Below are 22,226 nucleotides of genomic sequence, written 5' to 3' on the forward strand. Positions count from 1 at the left end.
CTTAATATTCAATCGTAAAACGAAGCTTAAACGCTGTCCCGGGATGCGCATTACTGAATTTTGCGCTCCCCTGAAGCTGATCTGCCAAGGTATTAATGAGCTGTATACCTAATGAATCAGGGTTTTCGAGGTTAGGTGCATCTGACATCCCCTTGCCATTGTCTTTGACAAGCAGGGTTACCACATCCTCCTCTTGTGTAAAAGAGACCAGGATCTTCCCCTTTCGCTGATCCTCAAAAGCATGCTTATAAGCATTGGTGATAAGTTCATTCAAAATAAGTCCACAGGGTATGGCCTGCCCTACTGTAAGGTGAACCGAAGCTGCCTCAATATCTATCTGTATCTCTTGCTGGTTAGTTTGCAAGGAAGAAACAATAACATCCATGAGCTGTTTGATATATACATCAAATGAAATTTCAGAAAGATCTTCTTTCTGGTATAGCTTTTCGTGAATCAAGGCAATAGAATTGATGCGCATTTGACTTTCCTTGAGCACTTTGGAAGCTTCGTCAGAGGTGGTATTGAACGACTGAAGCTCCAACAATCCCATAATAACCGCCAAATTATTCTTAACCCGATGGTGGATTTCCGAAAGCAGCACTTTCTTCTCTTTTAGTGACTGTTTCAGTTGGTTTTCGTTTTTCTTGCTCTCCGTAATATCAATATATAACCCATAGATGGCGATCGTTTTTTCTTCCACAATAACAGGAACGCCATAGATAAGCACATTAATGATACGTCCATCTTTATCTTTTCTGAGTCCCGAAGTACGAGCTGTTTTTCCATCAAAAATCTTCTCTGAAACTTTATAAGCCATCGACTTTTCCTCGTCTGGTACAATTACCTCATCAATATTCTGACCCTGAATTTCATGCGTCTGATAACCAAAAATATTAGTAAAAGACTCATTTACCTGTTGTACCATGTGGTTGCTATCCATCAGGGCAATAGCAATAGGAGCGTTCTGAAAGAGCTGGCGAAACATCTCTTCACTCTTGCGCATCTGCTCCTCGGCTTTATACCGTTCACTAATATCACGGGCAATTGTTATCATGGCATCTTTGCCGAAAAATTTGGCTGGATTTATAATCACCTCCAGCGGAAAGCATTCACCATCTTTGTCCTTTCCCCACCATTCAAAATGGGGTGAGTGGCCCTTCATGGCCTCTTGGGCATATTTCTGAATTTTATCCAAATCGACTTTTTCCCCGTCAGAAAGCATGTGCGGACTTTCTCCTATCAGTTCATCACGGTGATAGCCATACATTTCCTCCACAGCCTTATTCACTTCCAAGAACTCACCTTCTTCGCCCTGGATAAAGATAGCATCGCTAATGGAATCAAAAAGATCCTGATAACTTTCCAGACTCGCTTTATACTGTTTAATTATTTTATTGTTGCGGGTAATATCAACCAGTGTTCCTACAATAGCTTTCGAGCCGCCATATTCAATTACAGAACCATAGACATGAACATGAATCGTTTCTGCATCTTTGGTAATACAACGAAATCCATATTCAACTGAATCCTGGTCCCCTTCAATTCTAATTGACAGGTTCTTTTTCACTCTATCTCTATCATCCGGATGTGTTAATTCTACAGGACCAACCTTTCCTTCTATCTCCTCCTCTTTATATCCAAAAATCTCTGCAAATCGTGGATTTATGTATTTAAAAATCCCATCCTGAATTAAATAGACACCAACCAATGATTCTTCTGAAAGCGCTCGAAATAAATCCTGTGATTCTTTTCGCTTTGTTATATCACTGATAAGGGAATGCACCGAAATAAGATTGCCCGATGTACCATAAAGCATCGAGTTGTACGACTTTCCATAATAAACATTACCGCTTTTAGTGATAAATTGTCCTTCAGCGGTATAATAGCTTTTTCCTTCATCAACAATCTTATTCAATCGTTTCTGAGCGGCACGATACTTATCCTCAGGTAGAATTCGTTGAATAATACCAGCCTCCCCTAGCACTTCTTCTTCAGACCAGCCGAAAAGCTCTTCTGCTTTTTCTGACCAATGAGTGATTTCTAAGTTTTCATCAAAACCCACCTCAGCCAGGGGATAATTTATATTGTGACTTTTTAGGCGTGGATATTTACTGCCTCTTTCTTCCCGATGTTCGATTTGCTCTGTCACATCATGAATAACCGCAAACTTGGCTGGCTTGCCCTCATAGTTAAATCGATGATGGGTAAACTGAACATACAACACCTCTCCGCTTTTTTTCTGGTGATGCCAAATGTTATCGGTCGCCCCACCACCATTCTGACTAATCAGTTCAGCACGTTTTCTTTTGGTACCCAGATCGTGCACACTCATGTGACAAAGCTCATCATAGCAATAGCCATAAAGCTGCAACGCCTGTTCATTGGCATCTAATATTTGCAGGGATTGATCATCTAAGATAAAGATTGCCGTCTTTGACAAATATGAAGTTCCATTCTTTGCCATCTTGATCCTTTACTAAAATTACTGCTGTGAATTTTTATAGCCTAATATATTGCGATTGTATTAAAAATAAAGTAAAAATCGGCCTGTCTCTCTTTTCTAATTTTTTTATCTTAAGGGGCTAGAAATCAAAGCAATGAATTGAATAAGTTTAATTTTCACTGAATGCCTGAACAAATTACGATTACCTTTCCCGATGGAACTGAAAAACAATTTCCCAAAGGAGTCACCGGACGTGAAGTCGCCGAGTCCATTTCTAAAGGATTGGCACGAGAAGCACTGAGCATTACCCTTGATGAAGAAATTATGGATCTCAGCCGTCCTATTGAAAACGATGGTTCCATTACAATAAACACCTGGGATACGGATGACGGAAAGTATACGTTTTGGCATTCTTCTGCCCACTTGCTGGCCGAAGCAGTCCAGGAGCTGTACCCGGAAGCAAAATTTGGAATTGGTCCTCCTATCGAAAATGGATTCTACTATGATATCGATTTTGGTGATCAGACGATCAGCCAAAACGATTTTGAAAAGATTGAAAACAAAATTATCGAACTGGCCCGCAATAAGTCAGAGTTTGAACGGAAACCGGTCTCTAAACAAGAAGCACTGGAGTTCTACCAAGAGCGAGACAATGAGTATAAAGTTGACCTCATAGAAGAACTTGAAGACGGAAATATTACCTTCTACACACAGGGTAACTTTACGGATCTCTGTCGTGGCCCTCACATCCCGGATACCGGGCGTATCAAGGCGGTGAAGTTGACCAGCCTGGCAGGTGCCTATTGGCGCGGTGATAATGACAGCGAGCAGCTGACGCGCATTTACGGCATTACCTTCCCCAAGCAAAAGCAATTAAAACAGCATATTAAACGTGTTGAAGAAGCCAAAAAACGAGATCACAAAAAGCTTGGCAAAGAGTTAGAGCTTTATATGATCGATCCTATGGTTGGGCAAGGACTTCCCGTTTGGTTGCCCAATGGAACTATCATCCGGCGAGAGCTGGAAGCCTTTCTGCGTGAAGAACAAAAGAAACGAGGCTATGAAGAAGTAATTACGCCCCATATCGGCAACTTGGATCTATACCGTACCTCCGGGCACTTCCCCTACTACCGGGAATCACAGTACAATCCCATCAACGTAGATGATGAGGAGTACCTGCTAAAGCCCATGAACTGTCCGCATCACCACCGCATCTACTCGAACAAGTTACACAGTTATCGCGACCTTCCGTTGCGATTAGCCGAATTTGGTACCGTCTACAGGTACGAACAGTCCGGCGAACTGAGTGGCCTATCCAGAGTGCGTGGTTTTACGCAAGACGATGCTCACATTTACTGCACTCACGAACAACTGAAAGATGAAATTAAAAATGTCATCGACCTGACCGAGCTCGTTTTTGGAACATTTGACATGCCGGTAGATATCCGACTGTCCTTCCGCGACGATAACGAAGAAAAATATGGAGGCAAGTCTGAATTCTGGGATCGGGCGGAACAAGAAATAAAAGAAGTAGCCGAAGAAGAAGGGCTCGATTATACCATTGGTCGCGGCGAGGCCAGCTTCTACGGTCCTAAAATTGACTTTATTATTCGCGATGCCATTGGCCGTAAATGGCAGCTGGGTACCATCCAGGTGGATTATGTGATGCCTGAGCGGTTCGATCTAACCTACGTCGGTGCCGACAATGAACGTCATCGTCCGGTTATCATCCACCGTGCCCCCTTTGGATCTATGGAGCGTTTTTGCAGCATCCTCATAGAGCACTTTGCGGGAGATTTCCCGGTCTGGCTGTCACCTAAACAGGTTCAAATTATTCCCATTTCTGATGAATTTAACGAATATGCTTACCAGTGTGCGGCTAAGCTCCAGGAAAAAAATGTCCGCGTGGATGTGGACACCCGGAGTGAACAGGTAGGCGGAAAAATTCGCGATGCTGAAACGAGCAAGATACCATATATGTTAATAGTAGGTAGTGACGAAGAAACGGATGGAACCGTTTCCATTCGTCGACATAAAGAAGGTGACATTGGAACCTTTGATTTTTCTGAATTTATTTCTAATCTCACAGCAGAGATTAATAGTAAAGAGCTACCTAATCATTAATTTAATTTTAATAAAACAGTAGAGGTTACTATCGCAAGACGCAGAAGACGAAGACCACGGGGCAATGATGATCGCCCCCGATCTAATGAAGAAATTCGGTCATCAAAAGTACGGGTTATTCACCCTCAAGAAGCCGAAAAGGAACATGAAGTTGTTCCCATAGATCGTGCACGCGAAATCGCTGAATCTTATAACTTAGACTTGGTAGAGGTAGCGCCTAATGCTAAACCTCCCGTCTGTAAGGTTCTGGATTTTGGTAAATACATGTACAAAAAGAAGAAAAAGGAGAAAGAGGCGAAGAAGAAGCAGCATACTGTTCAGGTTAAAGAGCTTCGATTTCGTCCCAATACGGATGACCATGACTTGAACTTTAAAACTCGTCATGCGCGGGGATTCTTGGAAGATGGTGATAAAGTAAAGGCAACCGTTCAGTTCAGAGGTCGGGATATGCTCTACACTGACCGGGGAAAAGAACTTCTTTTGGATTTAGCCGAAGAACTTAGCGATATCAGTGAAATTGAGTCTAAACCCAATATGGAAGGCCGCCGGATGTTTATGATGCTCGCTCCCAGCGGTAAAGGGAATTAGCTCTTTTTATTTTCCAGGACTTGAAATTCGGTATTTCCAGTTTACGGCTCGAATGAGCCACCGAGAATAATTTTCGGTATTGGAGTTTATTCTATAAACTTTAATCCTTATCTTTCAAGCCTTTTAATTTCAAAGAAATCTTACAGGTGTTGTTACTATGCCAAAGATGAAATCCAACAGTGGGGCTAAAAAGCGCTTCAAAAAGACCGGTTCAGGTCATTATAAGCGAAAAAAAGCTGGAAAAGCTCATATCCTCACTAAAAAACGGAGTAAAAGAAAGCGCAAGCTCGGTAAAAAGGCCATCGTCGATAAGACGCATGAGAAAGATGTCGAGCAAATGCTTCCTTACAAATAAATACAATTATTAACTTTTAAACATTAGACCAAATGCCACGTTCAAGAAATAAGGTGGCTTCCCGTCGCCGTCGCCGCAAGATTTTAGATCAGGCGAAAGGTTACTGGGGCAAGCGAAAGAATGTTTATAAATTTGCGAAGAATGCGGTAGAAAAAGGGATGCTATATCAGTATCGCGACCGCAAAGTTCGCAAACGTGAATTCCGGAAGCTCTGGATCACACGCATTAATGCTGCTGCCCGTCAGAACGACACTACTTATTCCAGGCTGATGGGAGCCCTGAAGAAGAAAGATATTGAGATCAACCGTAAGGTTTTAGCTGACCTTGCCGTCAATGATCCGGATACATTCAGTGCTATTGCCGAAGAAGCATCCAAATAATAGCACACTTATATTTTTAAACCGATCTCCCCATCACTATGGGTGGATCGGTTTTTTATTTTTATCGAATTGAGATCGACCAACGCTATTTCTATGCTCGACGATATAAAAGCCTTAAAGCAACAAATTGCCAACTACAACATCGCTGATGATGAGGATCTGGAGTCCTTCCGGTTAAAATTCCTTTCACGTAATGGCGAAGTTCCTGCCATGTTTTCGCGCATGAGTGAAGTGCCCAACGACCAAAAAGCTCAGGTCGGGAGAGCCATGAATGAAGTGAAGAATCTGGCGAAAGATACTTTTGAAACCAATAAAAAGAAGTTAGCTCGTAAAGAAGCTCAACAAATTGGCGCTAAAGACGACCTTTCTCTTCCCGCCCCGCCCTACTCTGCCGGCTCTTATCATCCATTGACACAGACGCTGGAAGAGATGAAGAATATTTTCTATCGCCTCGGCTTTTCTATTGCTGACGGCCCGGAAGTGGAAGATGATTTTCATAACTTTACGGCACTGAACTTTCCGCCCAACCATCCGGCCCGCGATGAACAGGATACGTTCTTCATTCGAAAAGATGATGACCCCAATATTGATGATTTGGTGCTCCGCACGCACACCTCTCCGGTGCAAATTCGGTTAATGCAGGAAAAAGAACCGCCCATCCGTACCATTATGCCGGGACGTGTGTACCGAAACGAAGCCGTATCTCCTAAATCCTATTTCCTTTTTCACCAGGTGGAAGCACTCTATATTGATACAGATGTCAGTGTGGCTGAACTCAAGGAAACACTTATTAGCTTTGCCAAGCTCATGTTTGGTTCGGATGTAAAATATCGACTACGACCCGGATTTTTTCCCTTTACTGAACCCAGCCTCGAGATGGATATCTGGTGGGAGCCCGCGCACGAGAAAGAGGGCAAATGGCTCGAAATATTGGGGTCTGGCATGGTCGACCCCAATGTATTAAAAGCAGTCGGTATCGATCCCGAAAAATACACTGGATTTGCCTGGGGCATGGGCGTTGAACGAATTGCGATGCGACGCCATCAGATCGATGACATCCGCACTTTTTATGAAAACGATGTTCGTTTCCTTGAACAATTTCATTAAGTACTTTTAAAGAATAGAACGCTGATAACACGGATGCAACTGAAATACATCGATAATTATCTGCGGAAACCTGCCAAATCCGTTTTATCCGTGTTCAATTAAAATAATTATTTGTAGCTAAATGAAGATTTCATATAACTGGCTCACTGAATTTATAGAACTTGATTTATCACCGGAAGAAACAGCCGAAAAGCTCACCCTCATCGGCCTGGAAGTTGACAGTATTGCTTCTTATGGCAATAAATTAGAGGGCGTTGTTGTGGGACACGTGTTGGAAGTTACTGACCATCCAAACGCCGACCGTCTCCGGATTTGCAAGGTTGATACGGGCACAGAAGAAGTTCAGATTATTTGTGGAGCCGATAATGTAGCAGCTGATCAAAAAGTGCCGGTGGCTACTGTAGGCACTACGCTTCCTGTTGAAACGGAAAATGGTGAGCCCTTCACTATTCGTAAGGCTAAATTACGCGGAGAAGAATCACGGGGCATGATCTGCGCTGAGGATGAACTTGGTATCGGTGATGACCTCAGTGGAATCATGGTATTGGATAACAAACTGGAGACGGGGCAGCCTTTGCAACAGGCGCTCGACCTTTACCAGGATATCATCATTGATATTGAAATAACACCCAATCGTCCCGATGCAACCTGCCACTTAGGGGTAGCGCGTGACTTAGCTGCTGCTCTTGACCTGGAGCTTAAAAAACCGTTTAAAACGGAATTTGATACAACTGAACCACTCCAGGAGATTGGAATTAGCATTGAAGCCGAAGAAAAATGTGCTCGCTATGTCGGCAAGTTGGTCAAAGATATTACAATTGAAGAATCACCCGACTGGATTCAAAATCGGCTTAAAACAATCGGCGTGCGCCCGGTTAATAACGTAGTTGACATCACCAATTACGTGATGTTTGAGCTGGGCCAGCCTCTGCACGCTTTTGATGCAGAAACCATCCAGGGTAATCAAATTATCATCAAGGATTTTGATGAAGAAATAACGTTCGAAACGCTGGACCACATCGAAAGAGACTGTTCTCCGGGCACACTCTTTATCTGTGATGGAAAGGAACCCATTGCTATCGCAGGCGTCATGGGCGGCGTGGACTCCGAAGTGGGTGAAAAAACGACAAATGTGCTCATTGAAAGTGCCTATTTCGATCCTGCGACCATCCGGAAGACAGCCAAAGAACAAGTTTTACAAACCGATGCCTCCTATCGATTTGAGCGGGGTATCGATCCACAACTCCAACGTATTGCTGCGGAACGAACAGCTGAACTGATTGCCGAAGTTTGTGGCGGCACTATGGTAGAAGGCTGCACGGATGTCCATCCTGTAAAAACAGAACCACGCCAGCTGGACCTTCGTAAATCGTATGTAAACCGACTGTTGGGCACCGAATTTTCTACGGAGGAAATTGCGGACCTACTGGATGGTCTGGAGCTTAAACTGATCGAACAAGATGAGGATAAACTGAAGTATCAGATTCCAACCTTTCGGCCCGATCTCGAACGCGAAGTAGATCTGATTGAAGAAGTGGGACGTCTCTATGACTACAACAACATTCCTGCCCCGAAGCATGGAAAGTTCACCTCCCCCGAGCCTATTACCGACTGGGAAAATCTTCTTTCCAAGGCAAGAGAAACGGCCAAAGGCCTGCGGTTTCGGGAGATTTATTCCAACTCATTGATGCCCGAAAAAGATGCACAGCTATTGGGTAAAACAGAGGAAATGACTCACACACTGAATCCTATTTCCAATGACATGACTACCCTCCGCCCTTCCCTCTTGTATGGATTTTTAAAGTCGGTAGGCTATAACTTTAACCGCAAGGTACAGCAGGTTCGGTTTTTTGAAATTGGCAATGTCTTCGAAAAAACGTCTGCCGATGGAACCTACCATTCCGGTATCGATGAGCAGACAAATATTTTATTTGGGCTGGCAGGATTTAAGACGATTGAACACTGGAAAACTGAACCCCAGCACTACGATGCCTTCGACCTGAAAGCGGCCGTAGAAAGCTTTTTGGCCCAGTTAAATATAGGGGAACAAATTACAAGCCGTGTTGATAAAAATAACGTTCTGAGTTATTTCATTGCCGATCAAAAGATAGGACAGCTACGCAACGTTTCACAAGAAATGCTGGCTGAATATGAAATAGAGTTACCGGCTGTGGTAGGTGAATTTTCGCTGACTAAAATATTTGAAGCCAAACAACAACTGCAGGAGCCCCGCTATGAGCCGGTGTCTAAGTTTCCTTCTTTTGAATTCGATTTTGCGGTCATTGTCGGTCAGTCTGTTAAAGCGGGTGATCTTCTGCAATCGATTAAGAAGACAGCAGGCCCTACCCTCAAAGATCTGCAGGTTTTTGATGTCTTTGAAGGCGAGTCACTGGGTGAACAGAAAAAAAGCCTCGCATTCAGACTTTCTTTCTTAGATAAAAACAAAACTTTGACTATCAACGATGTAGAACCTATAATTAACAAAGTTGTAGATGTTCTAGAAAAACAATACTCCGCTAAACTTCGATCATAATTTCGAACGTGCTTACAGACGATAGTCCACATACAAAAGAGTTTCGGCGATTACTCCAACGCATTCGTAAAGAGGTCCAATCTCTTAAAAGTCAGATTGCAGATTTGGAGAAAGAGAATAGTCAGCTTAGGACAGAACTTCGTAAAATAGAAAAAGGGCAAACAGATATCTTTTCGGAAGTATCTGAGTCTGAGCGACTGGCCATACGTCACCAGGTATTAGGATTGATTTCTAAAATTGATAATCATCTTGAGGACAACGAATGAAATCCGTAAAAATAACCATCTTAGGAAAACAGTTTCCCCTTAAAGTTGAGGATTCGGAAGAGCAAACCATCAAACGCATTGCTCATTATGTTGATGATAAATTCCGTCAATATAAAAAAGAACTCAACAAGCAGCCAGACACCACCGTTATGTCCTTAGCTGCTTTGGCGATAGCAGAAGAACTGTTTGAAGAACGGCAACACAATAAAGAACTGGAACAACAGGATGGAAAAATAATGAACGAGGTGAATGAATCACTTGAAGAGTTCATTGGTGAAATTTCATCCGAATAAAATCTGATTCTGAGAAAGGCGTTATATTCCTTACCTTTAGGCTTTTAATATAGCAAGCTATCGGCTATTAAGATATAGCAGTATGTCAAAATCATTAGTCAACATCCTTTTTGTGGGGGATATTGTCGGTGAACCCGGCCTTAGCCTTTTGGAAACCATACTCCCCAGCCTCATTAAAAAACATGAGGCCGATTTTGTGATCGCTAATGGAGAAAATTCGCATAAAGGAAAGGGAATCAATCGCTCTATCATTAAACGTCTTTATGATTTGGGGGTCCATGTTATTACCGGCGGAAACCATTCTTTTGCCAAATGGAAAGTCTTCGACTATATGAAAGAGGATGGGAATATCCTCCGCCCTATGAATTATCCCAGGGGTAATCCCGGCTATGGTTTTGGCGTCTATGAAATTCCTGATTTTGACCAAAAGATTGGGGTTCTGAACCTACAGGGCCGTACCTTTATGCAGGCGATCGATGATCCCTTTTCTACGGCCGACTGGGTTATCGAACGCATGAAAGAAGAAACCGATATCATTTTCATAGACTTTCATGCAGAGGCCACGGCTGAAAAACTGGCGCTTGCCTGGCACCTGGACGGTGAGATATCCATCTTTGTAGGAACGCATACTCACATCCCAACCCACGATGCCCGTATCTTTCCTAAAGGAACCGGTTACATCAGCGATGTAGGGATGACGGGCTCTTTCGATTCGGTATTAGGCATGGATAAACATACTTCCATGAAGCGTTTTAAACTTGGAACCCCGCACCGCTATAAATTGGCAAATGGCAACAACCATCTTTGTGCTATCGTAGCTAAGGTAGACACCTCATCGGGCCTATGCGAACATATTGAGCCGATCATTTACCCGGATTTTCATTCGAGCAATTTAGAAAAATAACTTTGATGTCCATTTTGGAAGCGCAACATATCAAGAAAACTTTCCATGATGATGGACAGCCCCCCTTAACGATATTGGATGGGACAAGCATCAGTATTGCACAGGGATCTATAGTAACTGTTGTGGGGGCCAGCGGTTGCGGTAAAAGCACCTTGCTGCATATTTTAGGCGGCTTAGACAAGCCCGATGAAGGAATCGTCTCTTGGAATGGCGAGGCTATTTATGAGATGGATCGTGAAGCCATTGCTGATTTCAGAAATCAAAAGTTAGGCTTCGTCTTCCAATTTCATCATCTGCTGCCGGAGTTTACCGCCCTTGAAAATATTATGATGCCGGCTCTTATCAGCGGAACTGATCCCAACGAGGCCAAAGAAAAGGCGCAATCATTATTGGATGGCTTTGGCATTCTTGAACGTGCCGAGCACCGTCCGTCACAGCTTTCAGGCGGAGAACAGCAGCGCGTAGCCATGGGACGAGCGCTGATAAACGATCCGGATCTCATATTAGCTGACGAACCCACTGGTAATCTCGATGAACGGAATACGGATATGCTGCTCGATCTGTTATTTAATCTTCGGGAGGCACGAGAGGTCAGTATATTGCTCATTACGCACGAGAAAAATATTGCCCAGCGGTCGGATATTATATATGAACTTTCGCATGGCAAATTACACGAACTTTAGATTTTGCTATCAGCTAAAACAATGATATTTTCACCTACTAAAAATTAAGATCAACACGTTTTTATCATGTCTAAGAAAAATGTCCGAGAAGAATTAGAACGAGATCCACTATTGGAGACCGTTTCTAAAGCACAAAATATTTACGATAACCATAAGACAACGGTCATTGGCGGCTTTTTAGCCATTGTTTTGGTTGTTGGCGGAGCTATCGGCTACTACTATTATTCCGTTTCACAGGAAAATAAGGCACAGCAGCTTATGGCCGATGCTACGACTGCTTATATGAATTCTGACTATGAAAAGGCCCTTAAAGGATCAGAAGCTGATTTTACGGTTGGATTTGAACAGATCATTAACAACTATTCTGGAACCGATGCCGCAAACCTTGCTCAATACTATGCCGCTGTTTCGGAGTATAATTTAGGTAACATACAGGAAGCCATTTCCTACATCCAGGAGTATGATATTCCGGAAGGTATTTTAGGAGTTGGTCCTATTTCTTTTCAGGCTGTTTTAATGACGGAATCGGGTGAGCATGCCAAAGCTGCCGAACTGTATATTAAAGCTGCCGAGTGGGATGATAATTCTTCTACAACGCCCTACAACTATCTGGAGGCTGCCAACGCCTACCAGGATGCCGGTGATCAGGCAAATGCCGAAAAGTATGCTCAGCTCGTTATTGATAATTATCCCAATAGCTCACAAGTGGCCGAAGCCGAAAAGCTATTAGGCCGTCTGATGGCCGTTAACGGAGAATAACCTTTCTTACTGTATCAGAAATTAAGAAACCCTGTTGGATAAACACAGCAGGGTTTCTTTTTTAATCTGGTTATTTTCTTGGCCTCTCATCCCCGAATGATCAGTTCTTTGTTTTAAGATCCGTATCAGCGAGTGTCTCTTGCTACATCAATCACGGTAAAATGGTACGAAATCCATATACTACATCGTATCCAAAAAGCAGTGGAATACCCAACTTTGTTTCTTCGGTTGCCATTCGTTGAAGCTTTCTGGTATAACCTGTTCCATAGGCATTGAACAGAGCCCCGACCTTCCCTTCTTTGATGAGTTTCACGTAGTCATCCCAGATAGTGGGACCGGTCGTGGCCAAGTCACTGGTGAAAAGCGTCATCAGGTTTAACACTGAATCTACTTTTGACTCTATGGCTTCTTCTGTAGTAAGGAGCTGGGCATTGCCTGTATCCACTTTTATTAGTAGAGGACAAACAGACCCAGCAATAAGATGGTAAGCCTGTCGATAGTCTCTTTCATCATGGTGGATAAGAATTTAGATTTCGAAATTTATAATTAGTTGAGCTGTGGACTTTGGAAGCCGAGCTTTTTTAGACCTTGCTGAACTTCAGGAGCTGACATGAACAGATCCCAGAGCAAACCGGTTCGGTGATTCTCAATCATCACAACGATGGGCCCCTGGTCGATGGCTAAATATTTCTTGGGATACCATTGGGCCTCAACACTAAAAGCATCAAAAAAGCCGTAGGGACCGAATGTTTTATCTCCATAGGTGTAATAAAGATTCTTTAACACATCCATAGAATACTCCGGCGTGTATGGAAATGAGGAAAGGGCTGCCGTGGGAGAGATAACGCCTTTATCTTCTGTCGGCCGATGAGCTGCATAGCCACTTACCGAATAGCTTGCCGTCAGGCCCCAGAGATCTTCGCCATAACCTTCATATTCTTCAGGATTTTCGATACACCATTGACGATTAATAAGCGTGTGGTTTTTATTCTCTTCCCAGTAGTTCGCGTAACGGTCTTCTAAGCCCCGCGGATCTAAGCCCAGATACGAATAATGAGCCCAAAAAAGAGGACCGCCATATTCCTGCGCTCCATTATGAGAAAGAGACAGATTGTAACTGTAGGTATTCACATTCGTTTTTATGGTGCCATTACGTGCCCACCCTTCATGGTAAGCTTCGGCCGGAATGCTGTGCGTCGGAGAAGAAGCAGCCATTACGTAGGTGATGAGTGTCTCATTATAACCTTCGAGAGGAAAATCCATCTCCCACTCATACTCCGGAGACCAGTGCCAATAGAGTACATCTTCCTTCCCATCTTTGGTGTACCAATTCCATTCGATGCCTCTCCATAAGGTATCAATTTGAGCAGCTAAAAAAGCTTCCTCTTCTCCCCCATCCTGCCTCAGATATTGCCTTGCGGTAATCAGGCCCTGGGCCAGAAAGGATGTTTCCACCAGATCTCCCCCATTGTCTTTGGTGCCAAATGGCTTTACTTCCCCGGTCTCCCCATTGAGCCAGTGTGGCCATGCCCCATGAAATTGGTCTGCCTCTTTTAGAAACTTCACGATCTTTTCCAATCGGTCTACCCCCTGCTGATCCGTAATAAAATTTCGCTCCATCCCAACAACAAGGGCCATAAGTCCGAATCCAGACCCACCGGTGGTAACAACATGTTTATCATTTTGTGGATACACGTTATTCACATGGAACCGTTCACGAGCCATACCCGAGTTAGGCTCGGCTCCATCCCAGAAATATTGAAACGTACGCTCTTGGGTAAGCGTAAGCAGGGAATCCTCCGATATCTTTGCAATATTCTCTTCTGTCGGGGAATCCTCACTGCGAGTTACTGTTTCTTGATTATAACATCCTGTGATAGCGATGCTGGTGAAGAAAATGAACGCTAAAAGTGACCTTATTTTTTTCATAATTGTAATATTGGGCTTATAGCTAAATAGTTAGGAAAATAATTAAAACTACAGAGAACTGATTTTCAGTCGTCTTCAAGCTTACTTACCATTTAGCACAGTATGTGAAATTTGACTGAATTTATTTCAAAGAAAAATAATATGGCACATGTAAAAACAGGACGAAATTTTCCATCCGCCCTGCTTCCAATTTCTCCTAACGGGATTAAGAAGGAGAATGACTGATAAAACCCTTGTTAGTAATTCGGATTCTGTTCCATTTGCGGGGTCTTACGGAGTTGCTCTTCAGGTATTGGAAACAACTCATGCTTGCCTTCAACAAAATTCTTGCCGTGCCCCTGCATAACTTCTGCCGCCTGGCCAGTACGCAACAGATCGAACCAACGATCGTGCTCAAAGGCCAGCTCCAGGCGTCGTTCTTTCCAGATAGCCTCTCGTAATTCATTCTGATCGCCCGTCGTTACCCGATCCAGATCAACTCGATCGCGTACCTGGTTTAAGGCCGATTGTGCCTCCCCGGTCTGTCCCAATTCGTTGGCGGCTTCTGCTTTAATCAGCAAGACTTCGGCATATCGCATGATGCGCATATTTTTATCTCCATCACCTGCTCCTGCATTGGCACTTGAGTAAGCTTTTTCATTATAGCGTGGATTTTCTATACTCGGGCTTACTTCACGACCATCCCATAGGGTTTCACCGGCAAAAATGATCGTCGCATCTTTACGAATTTCATCGCCTTCCGAATCATAGGCATCGACTAAATCCTGGGTGGGCGTATTGAATCCCCATCCCCATCCGCTGGGTCCACGAGCCCCCTGTGTTGTTGAATACTGCTGGATACCGTGAGCAGTCGATTCCCCACGAGCCTGGATTTCAAAAATAGAACCGGGACCGTTTTCCCCCTCTTCCCGCCAAATAACTTCATAGTTATCAGCTAATGAATATTGGCCAGATTCAATCACCTGGTTGGCATAATCGAGAGCCTGTTGCCAATTTTCACGTTGTAGATACACTTTAGAAAGTATACTGAGGGCGGCTCCGCGCGTAGCACGTCCAAGGTCTTCTTCAGCATATACCCCTTTTTCAGGAAGGACTTCTGCGGCACTTTCAAGGTCAGCAATGATATACTGATAAACCTCTTCCTGGGGGGCTCGCTGGGTTAAATCCTGCTCCTGGATTGGAACATCGCCAAAATATCGCACCAGGTAGAAGTAGCAAACGGCTCGCAGAAATTTGGCCTCACCGATAAGCCTGCTTCGCAGCTGTTCATCAGACATCTCAAAGTTTTCGGTATACTCAATGGCATACGTTGCCCGGCCAATGGTCTTATACCATTTGGTCCACACGCTTTCTATGGATGGCGTGGTGCTGCTGAACTCCAGATTATCAAGCAGGTGTTTATCTGTACCGGTATCGGAAGGCGAACTCCCCTTATCTGCATTATCCGAAATAATTTCGGTTACTCCCAGCCAGGAAAAGGCATAGGTGAAATCCGTGAAGCTTCCATATACCCCAATCACAAACTCATCAGGAGTATAATTTTCGCTGCTATCCTCAGCTTCTATCTCCTCTCTGGATGCTACATTAAGAAAATCATCGCTGCAGCCTACAAAGAGCAGTATTAGAAAAAGGACAAATGATATTTTCTTTAACTTATACATAAGTGGATACCTTCTTATTTATTATTGAAAATCAATATTGACGCCCAGCAGCAAACTGCGGGTATTTGGATAGGCATTAAGTTCAATGCCTGCGGTCCCATAGGGGCTTCCATTTCCTACTAATTCTGGAGTGAAGCCCGGATAATCGGTAATCATAAATGGATTTTGAGCACTGATATAAAAACGAACCCGGTTTAGGTGATTAACTATATTCTGCAGACTATAGCCCAGTGTGATGTTATTAATTCTCAGATAAGAGCCATCTTTCAGATAATAGTCTGAAGCAATCGCATCACGATTGGCACCGGGATGTTCACTTGTTGAGTTAGGACCCGTCCAGCGATTGGTAAAAGTCTCTTCTCGTATATTTTCACCACCGAAGCGTGTATTACTGAGTCCGTCATATACTTTATTACCGGCAACTCCAAATGCATCGAGGCTAACATCAAACTGTTTGTAATTAGCTCCGATGTTAATACCGTAGTTATAATTGGGAACGTAAGAGCCAAAGAATTTTTTATCCCGCTCATCAATTACGCCATCCTCATTCACATCATTATAACGCAAATGTCCCGGCAAAGCACCGCCGATTGAAGGATTATTAGCAATCTCCATTTCGTCTTGCCAAACTCCAACGGCCTCATACATCCACCATGCGCCGAGGGGTTGTCCCTCCTCCAGTCGCTTAGTAATTTGCCCGTTACCCAGGCTTCCACCTGTGAGTCCTTCAAATCCAGTCTCTACCTCAGTTATCTCGTTTTTATTGTAAGAAAAGCTGGTTCCTACGTTATAAGAGAAATCTTCAGATACATTATCGCTCCAGTTGAGAGAAAGCTCCAGGCCCTGATTTACGACTTCCGCCCCCTGATCGAAATAGTCACCTTCGAACTGGGAGTTTGGCAGTGGATTAACCAACAGGATGAGATTCTTAGTCGTCTTTTGATAGACATCAATGGTCGAAGTAAGGCGGCTATCCACAAATTCTATGTCCGCTCCGAGGTTCCACTCCTCAACAATTTCCCAAGAAATATCCCGTGCTGGGGAACCCACACTTGCTCCAAATCGGAGAGCTTGTGCAGGACCGAAAACATAGTTCTGAGAAGCACTGCCCGGATCAGTGCTTACCACTGTTGAATTAAAGGGTACATTTTGATTCCCCAACCGACCCCAGCTGGCGCGTAGCTTTAAGAAACTGATGGCCTCATTCTCGCCCATGAATTCTTCGTTGGAAATCGTCCAGCCGAGACCTACAGAAGGAAAAAGCTCCCAGTAGTCTTCGGTGTTTGCAAACTGACTCGATCCATCACGGCGCAGCGTACCGGAAATATAGTACCGACGATCATAATTGTATTGTACTCGACCAAAATAGGAAAGCAGTGTATTGGGTGTAAAGTTCGTATGCTCCACAATTTTATCATATTGGTCGGTCGCTAAATCCAAGTTCCAGTACTGTTCTTGCTCCGGAATATCATAAGCTCTTCCTCTAAACCGTTTGCCGACTCCCGTCTTCTCACTTGATATACCGGCCGTGATGTCTACATTATGATCATCAAATGATTTAGAAAAATTAAGATAGTTATCCCAGTTCCAGCGGAATGTTTCGGTATCGGTTACAAAGAGTGTATTATCGGCCCAATCCGTAACACCGGGATTTGCTTCCTTATTAGCCTGGTATTGGGCTACAGTTCTCGTTGGGTCACCGGATATCCATTGCTGGCGAAGAGGGCTAAATGCTCGTGTATCCCCATAGAAGCGTGTGGCTCCCAACCGAGTGGTAAATGTTAAATAGTCGGTCAGGTTAAAATCAGCTGCTAAATTTCCCTGCAACGTTATCGCATTGCTTTCTTCATTGTTAAAGTCAATGGCTGTTAGCGGATTTCCATGCGTATTCAAGCGTCCGATGGTTTCATCTGCTGCCCCTTCATACGTGACCTCCCCGGTTGTCTCATTAACAAAAGGCTGGCCATATCTTCCATTTGGATAAAAGGTGGGAACTAAAGGTGACTGTCGGTAAGCCGTGTTAAAAGCTCCAAAAGGCATTGGATTTTCTCGGGAAAAGGAAATACTTAAATTTTGATCCAGCGTCAGAAAACCATCAAAAAGACGGTAGTTGTTGTTATTACGCAAGGTTTGGCGCCAGAATTTCTGGTTATCCAATAACCCTTCTTCTGCATTCAGGTTATAGCTGAAGAAATAATTAATATTTTCACTTCCTCCGGAAACTGAAAGTTTACTATTGATGAAGCGTCCCTGGTTTAAAAGTTCATCAAACCAGTCGGTGTCATACTGCTGGTTTTGATTTAACTGGAAGCCGTCTACAGCTGCATTTTCTTCATTGAAATAGGTTACATACTCTGGGCCATCAGCCATATTGACCTTGTTTAAAACTGAGTTATAGCCTACATAAGTATCAGCTTCAAATTGAGCAGCTCCCTCTGTACCCTGCTTTGTGGTAACGATAATTACACCATTTGCTGCACGCAGACCATAAATTGAAGCGGAGGCAGCATCCTTTAAAAAATCAATGCTTTCTATATCTGAGGGTGCAATATTATTTATATCATCAACGGGCACTCCATCTACAATATATAAAGGATTCCTCCCCCCTAAAGCAGTACCTAAGCCTCTCATAATAACAGTGGGAGTTCCGCCAGGCGCATCATTTTTGATAATATTCACGCCACTTACCTTACCCTGTAAGGCTTCAGTAGCGGTTAATGCAGGCTGTTTATTTAATTCCTCTGACTGTACTCGCTTAATTGACCCCGTCAAATCAACTTGTTCCTGGGTACCATACCCTACTACCACCAATTCTTCTCCAGCTTCTATAGCCTGGGGAGTCATAGTGATGTTTATTTCCTGGCGCCCCTGAATAGGAACTTCCTGCCTTTGGAACCCAATAAAGGAAAAGATAAGCGTGTCGCTCTCACTTTCTACTGTTAATGAATAAGCTCCCTGGGCATTTGTTGAGGTTCCCTGGGTAGTCCCTTTAACCTGGATATTAACTCCCGGTAATGGCTCCCCAGCCTGATCATTAACGACCCCCTTTACAGAATGCTGCCCGTATGCTGCGGTCACTAAAAAAAGAGACAAACAAAGAGCCAGCAATCCTTTTGCAAATATATCCTTCGCTATCATAATAGTTATATTCAAAAGGTTAATAATTGTTGAGATAAATATTTCTAAAAAGTTACTACTAACCTTAAGCACTTAATGCAAATAAATCAACATTTTGTGCAAATTTATTATTTTATTGCATAAAATTATTATTAAACTTGCATTAATTGAGCAAGTTTGACTAATTACTATAGGTGAATTAGCGCCAAATGGCCTTTGAAATAATGCTTGACAAGTTATTTAATAAAGCATTCCTTAATGACTAGTTTATCTTGCATAAAGTTCCATAGCGGCCTAAGGGTTATGAGAGAATTGGTTTCCTTCGGATAGTTCAAATTGATACAAACAAATAATGAAAGTTACGCTTAAGGATATAGCAGAAGATACAGGGTACTCTGTTTCTACGGTTTCCAGAGTTATGAATGGTTCTAATAAAATTAGTGCTAAAACCCGCGATGAAATTTTAGAGAGTGCAAAAAAACATAAATACCGTTCCCCTAAGGTCAAAAATGCTCATTCCTCTACCCAGCTACTTAATATCGCCCTCATTGGTACGGGTTTTCATGAAGGTGAGTTCTATGTGTCGTTTTTCAATGGTCTAAATCGGGCTGCCCGCAAGCATAACATTCAACTATTTCTGACTGGCGTACCGGATTGTGAAGATGATATTCTTAAAGTGATAAAAGAAGTTTCCTTTAACTATTATGATGGGGCTATTCTCTATATTCCCGAGTTTAAGCGGCAGAATTATGAAAAAATTCGTACGATTATTCCGGATAAATTCCCCATTATCTCTAACGCCTTAATTGAAAATCCTGCTTTTCCAACCATTACATTCGATAGCTATAGTGGCGGCCATTTAGCAGCAGTCCACTTCGAGCAAAAAAACCACCGTAAGGTTGGGATCATCAAAGGACCTTCGGAACGGGCGGAATCAAGGTTTCGATATAATGGATTTACAGATTATATAGCACATCATGATCAGATGGAACTTAACTGGTCGTACCAAGGAGACTTTACTTTCGAGTCTGGCCATGATGCTTTTGAGGCTTTTGATAAACTGGCCGATAAACCAAGTGCTATCTTTGCATCCAACGACGATATGTGCAATGGTTTTATGGAAGCAGCCATTGACAAACAATATTCTTTCCCAAATGATATCGCAATCATGGGATATGATAACCTTCCTGTTTGCCGGCACAACAGACCGACGATGTCTTCAATCAATACAGATTTTGAACAGCTTGGACTGACGACCATGAAACTGCTCCGGGAAAAACTATCCAATCCCGAACCTAAAACCGGAATACTTAGTTTTGTACCCGTATCGGTCAGTCAACGTCAATCAACTTAGTTTTTCACTTTTGCTTGCCACTCCCCTGTTCACGAAGCGAGTGCCAACGTTTTTTTCAACAATCGACTTTTCTTACCTTGGGACAAATTTAACCCCTTAATGATGCTGTAATTGACCATCTTAGATGTTGCCATAATTGCCATCTATTTGCTCTTCATTAGCTGGAGAGGACTTCGGGAAGCACAAAGCCATCAAAACACTGATGACTTTTTCCTTGCCGGACGTTCTTTAAGCTGGCCTCTTATCGGTTTATCGCTTTTCGCTACCAACATCTCAATTACCAGTATAATTGGTTTAGCAAGTAGTGGCTATAAGACGGGTATTTCCGTATTTAACTATGAGTGGGTGGGATCAGTCATGCTGGTTATTTTTGCCATCTTCATTGCCCCATTTTATCTGAAGTACCGGCTCACCACCATGCCCGAATACCTTGAACGGCGCTATGATCACCGGTCCAGATTATTTTTCTCTGTCATTGCCATCACTGTTAATATTTTTATTGATATTGCCGGGGCTCTCTACGCAAGTAGCCTTTTCCTGAGTGGCATCTTTCCCAGTTTAGACTTGCATATCCTTGTGTTTATCATGGCGCTCATTACCGGGCTTTATACCGTCTTGGGTGGCTTACGAGCAGTAATTGTAACGGATTCTATTCAAGCTGTTCTACTTACGGCCGGTTCCATCATTATTGCCTTTGTCGTCTATCAAAAAACGGGCTGGCAGGAAATTCATGCTTCCATCGATGCCAACCTCTTAAGCCTTATTCGTCCGGTCGATGATACCTTAATTCCCTGGCCTACATTAATCATCAGCCTACCCATTCTCGCCTTTTATTTTATGTGCACCAACCAGCATATGGTTCAGCGTATTCTGGGAGCCCGGTCGGTAGATGATGGCAGGAAGGGTGCTATATTTGCGGCTTTCCTAAAGCTGCCTCTTTTATTTATGCTCATTCTTCCAGGAACTGCCGCCCGACTTATTTATCCAGAACTTGAAAATACCAACCTCGTTTATCCATTCTTGATGTATGATTTTTTGCCAGCAGGTATACTTGGCATCGTACTAACTGGTTTCATAGCCGCCTTGATGTCTAGTATAGACTCTGCATTAACGGCTGCCTCCAGTATTGCTACCATGGATATCTATAGAAAATTCAGACCTCAAAGCAGTCAGCGCCATCTCATAAACATGGGAAAAGTATTTATCATGGTTGCTGTTTTCATTGCTTCGCTTTGGGCACCATTTATTGAGCAGTTCCCCACCCTCTGGGAATACCTGCAGGCCTTGCTTTCTTATTTAAGTCCACCCGTAGTAACCTGCTTCATTTTTGGATTGTTTTGGCGAAAAGCCACATCTCAGGCAGCTTTCACCTCACTCTGGATGGGAAGTCTCGTTGGCCTAATGCTATTAGTCAATAATCATTTTTGGGATATTCTGCCCACCATCCATTATCTCTATTCTGCAACGATCATATTCCTTTTTAGCTCAAGCATTTTAGTCATTAGCAGCTATCTGGATACGTCTAAAACAGAATCCACCCTCCCTGAGGTAGATAAGAAAGAGATCTTTGCGCAGCCCTTATCACTCCCATGGTATAAAGGATACCCGGTCTTTGCCTGGATCGTCTGTATATGTACTACTATTATCGTGTTACTCTTTTGGTGATGGGCCAAAAGAAAACCCCGACATTTATTTAAAATATCGGGGCTATAATCAACAAAATTCTTACA

Annotated in this window: 18 protein-coding genes; 13 read left to right on the forward strand and 5 right to left on the reverse strand. The window is 43.2% G+C overall.

The features are described from left to right. Position 1: 1 nt before the first annotated feature. On the reverse strand, positions 2-2,464 hold the full coding sequence (locus J6I44_RS06265) for a PAS domain S-box protein (RefSeq protein WP_265765157.1): 2,463 nt from the start codon (positions 2,462-2,464) through the stop codon (positions 2-4). A gap of 162 nt (positions 2,465-2,626) precedes the next feature. Here J6I44_RS06265 and thrS point away from each other — a divergent pair, with 162 nt between their 5' ends. The 11 genes from thrS (at position 2,627) to J6I44_RS06320 (ending at position 12,435) form a co-directional block, all read left to right on the forward strand. Continuing rightward, positions 2,627-4,567: a threonine--tRNA ligase gene (gene thrS, locus J6I44_RS06270; protein WP_265765158.1), complete on the forward strand. Its 1,941-nt coding sequence runs from the start codon at positions 2,627-2,629 to the stop codon at positions 4,565-4,567. 30 nt (positions 4,568-4,597) lie between these two features. Continuing rightward, positions 4,598-5,155 (forward strand): translation initiation factor IF-3, encoded by a 558-nt coding sequence (gene infC / locus J6I44_RS06275; RefSeq protein WP_265765250.1) that lies wholly within the window; start codon positions 4,598-4,600, stop codon positions 5,153-5,155. A 157-nt stretch (positions 5,156-5,312) separates the two neighbouring features. Then, positions 5,313-5,510, forward strand: coding sequence for a 50S ribosomal protein L35 (gene rpmI, locus J6I44_RS06280; protein WP_265765159.1), 198 nt, complete (start codon positions 5,313-5,315; stop codon positions 5,508-5,510). 32 nt (positions 5,511-5,542) lie between these two features. Further along, entirely contained in the window at positions 5,543-5,890 is a 348-nt protein-coding gene (gene rplT, locus J6I44_RS06285) for a 50S ribosomal protein L20 (protein ID WP_265765160.1), read from the forward strand. A gap of 93 nt (positions 5,891-5,983) precedes the next feature. Then, positions 5,984-6,997 (forward strand): phenylalanine--tRNA ligase subunit alpha, encoded by a 1,014-nt coding sequence (gene pheS / locus J6I44_RS06290; RefSeq protein ID WP_265765161.1) that lies wholly within the window; start codon positions 5,984-5,986, stop codon positions 6,995-6,997. 121 nt (positions 6,998-7,118) lie between these two features. Further along, positions 7,119-9,530 carry a phenylalanine--tRNA ligase subunit beta gene (pheT, locus tag J6I44_RS06295; RefSeq protein WP_265765162.1) on the forward strand — a complete coding sequence of 804 codons (2,412 nt, stop codon included), beginning with the start codon at positions 7,119-7,121 and terminating at the stop codon, positions 9,528-9,530. 8 nt (positions 9,531-9,538) lie between these two features. Next, positions 9,539-9,796 (forward strand): coiled-coil domain-containing protein, encoded by a 258-nt coding sequence (locus J6I44_RS06300; protein ID WP_265765163.1) that lies wholly within the window; start codon positions 9,539-9,541, stop codon positions 9,794-9,796. Continuing rightward, entirely contained in the window at positions 9,793-10,089 is a 297-nt protein-coding gene (locus J6I44_RS06305) for a cell division protein ZapA (protein ID WP_265765164.1), read from the forward strand. Before J6I44_RS06300 ends, J6I44_RS06305 begins: the two co-directional genes overlap by 4 nt. Positions 10,090-10,171: 82 nt before the next feature. Next, on the forward strand, positions 10,172-10,993 hold the full coding sequence (locus J6I44_RS06310) for a TIGR00282 family metallophosphoesterase (protein WP_265765165.1): 822 nt from the start codon (positions 10,172-10,174) through the stop codon (positions 10,991-10,993). A 5-nt stretch (positions 10,994-10,998) separates the two neighbouring features. Further along, positions 10,999-11,676: an ABC transporter ATP-binding protein gene (locus tag J6I44_RS06315; RefSeq protein WP_265765166.1), complete on the forward strand. Its 678-nt coding sequence runs from the start codon at positions 10,999-11,001 to the stop codon at positions 11,674-11,676. Positions 11,677-11,742: 66 nt separating this feature from the next. Beyond that, positions 11,743-12,435, forward strand: coding sequence for a tetratricopeptide repeat protein (locus J6I44_RS06320; protein ID WP_265765167.1), 693 nt, complete (start codon positions 11,743-11,745; stop codon positions 12,433-12,435). 151 nt (positions 12,436-12,586) lie between these two features. On the opposite strand, the gene J6I44_RS06325 is transcribed toward J6I44_RS06320, so the two are convergent. The 4 genes from J6I44_RS06325 to J6I44_RS06340 form a co-directional block, all read right to left on the reverse strand. Next, positions 12,587-12,880, reverse strand: coding sequence for a hypothetical protein (locus tag J6I44_RS06325; protein ID WP_265765169.1), 294 nt, complete (start codon positions 12,878-12,880; stop codon positions 12,587-12,589). 101 nt (positions 12,881-12,981) lie between these two features. After that, positions 12,982-14,364, reverse strand: a complete 1,383-nt coding sequence (locus J6I44_RS06330; protein ID WP_265765170.1) for a glucoamylase family protein — start codon at positions 14,362-14,364, stop codon at positions 12,982-12,984. A gap of 236 nt (positions 14,365-14,600) precedes the next feature. Beyond that, a complete protein-coding gene (locus tag J6I44_RS06335; protein WP_265765171.1) occupies positions 14,601-16,025 on the reverse strand; it encodes a RagB/SusD family nutrient uptake outer membrane protein in 1,425 nt (474 codons plus the stop codon). Positions 16,026-16,046: 21 nt separating this feature from the next. Continuing rightward, on the reverse strand, positions 16,047-19,163 hold the full coding sequence (locus J6I44_RS06340) for a SusC/RagA family TonB-linked outer membrane protein (RefSeq protein ID WP_265765172.1): 3,117 nt from the start codon (positions 19,161-19,163) through the stop codon (positions 16,047-16,049). A gap of 331 nt (positions 19,164-19,494) precedes the next feature. Between J6I44_RS06340 and J6I44_RS06345 the strand changes: the two genes are divergently transcribed. Both J6I44_RS06345 and J6I44_RS06350 read left to right on the forward strand, forming a co-directional pair. Continuing rightward, positions 19,495-20,496 (forward strand): LacI family DNA-binding transcriptional regulator, encoded by a 1,002-nt coding sequence (locus J6I44_RS06345; RefSeq protein ID WP_265765173.1) that lies wholly within the window; start codon positions 19,495-19,497, stop codon positions 20,494-20,496. 111 nt (positions 20,497-20,607) lie between these two features. Continuing rightward, a complete protein-coding gene (locus J6I44_RS06350) occupies positions 20,608-22,161 on the forward strand; it encodes a sodium:solute symporter family transporter (protein ID WP_265765174.1) in 1,554 nt (517 codons plus the stop codon). Positions 22,162-22,226 lie beyond the last annotated feature (65 nt).

The sequence above is a fragment of the Fodinibius salsisoli genome, assembly GCF_026229185.1.
GTDB classification, from domain to species: domain Bacteria; phylum Bacteroidota; class Rhodothermia; order Balneolales; family Balneolaceae; genus Fodinibius; species Fodinibius salsisoli.

What these genes read in the sequence shown, in the direction of transcription:
- J6I44_RS06340 (WP_265765172.1), bottom strand. Translation starts at nt 19,163, where the DNA reads ATGATAGCGAAGGATATATTTGCAAAAGGATTGCTGGCTCTTTGTTTG.
- J6I44_RS06345 (WP_265765173.1), top strand. Translation starts at nt 19,495, where the DNA reads ATGAAAGTTACGCTTAAGGATATAGCAGAAGATACAGGGTACTCTGTT.
- J6I44_RS06335 (WP_265765171.1), bottom strand. Translation starts at nt 16,025, where the DNA reads ATGTATAAGTTAAAGAAAATATCATTTGTCCTTTTTCTAATACTGCTC.
- J6I44_RS06320 (WP_265765167.1), top strand. Translation starts at nt 11,743, where the DNA reads ATGTCTAAGAAAAATGTCCGAGAAGAATTAGAACGAGATCCACTATTG.
- J6I44_RS06330 (WP_265765170.1), bottom strand. Translation starts at nt 14,364, where the DNA reads ATGAAAAAAATAAGGTCACTTTTAGCGTTCATTTTCTTCACCAGCATC.
- rplT (WP_265765160.1), top strand. Translation starts at nt 5,543, where the DNA reads ATGCCACGTTCAAGAAATAAGGTGGCTTCCCGTCGCCGTCGCCGCAAG.
- thrS (WP_265765158.1), top strand. Translation starts at nt 2,627, where the DNA reads ATGCCTGAACAAATTACGATTACCTTTCCCGATGGAACTGAAAAACAA.
- J6I44_RS06265 (WP_265765157.1), bottom strand. Translation starts at nt 2,464, where the DNA reads ATGGCAAAGAATGGAACTTCATATTTGTCAAAGACGGCAATCTTTATC.
- pheT (WP_265765162.1), top strand. Translation starts at nt 7,119, where the DNA reads ATGAAGATTTCATATAACTGGCTCACTGAATTTATAGAACTTGATTTA.
- J6I44_RS06310 (WP_265765165.1), top strand. Translation starts at nt 10,172, where the DNA reads ATGTCAAAATCATTAGTCAACATCCTTTTTGTGGGGGATATTGTCGGT.
- pheS (WP_265765161.1), top strand. Translation starts at nt 5,984, where the DNA reads ATGCTCGACGATATAAAAGCCTTAAAGCAACAAATTGCCAACTACAAC.
- J6I44_RS06305 (WP_265765164.1), top strand. Translation starts at nt 9,793, where the DNA reads ATGAAATCCGTAAAAATAACCATCTTAGGAAAACAGTTTCCCCTTAAA.
- rpmI (WP_265765159.1), top strand. Translation starts at nt 5,313, where the DNA reads ATGCCAAAGATGAAATCCAACAGTGGGGCTAAAAAGCGCTTCAAAAAG.
- J6I44_RS06315 (WP_265765166.1), top strand. Translation starts at nt 10,999, where the DNA reads ATGTCCATTTTGGAAGCGCAACATATCAAGAAAACTTTCCATGATGAT.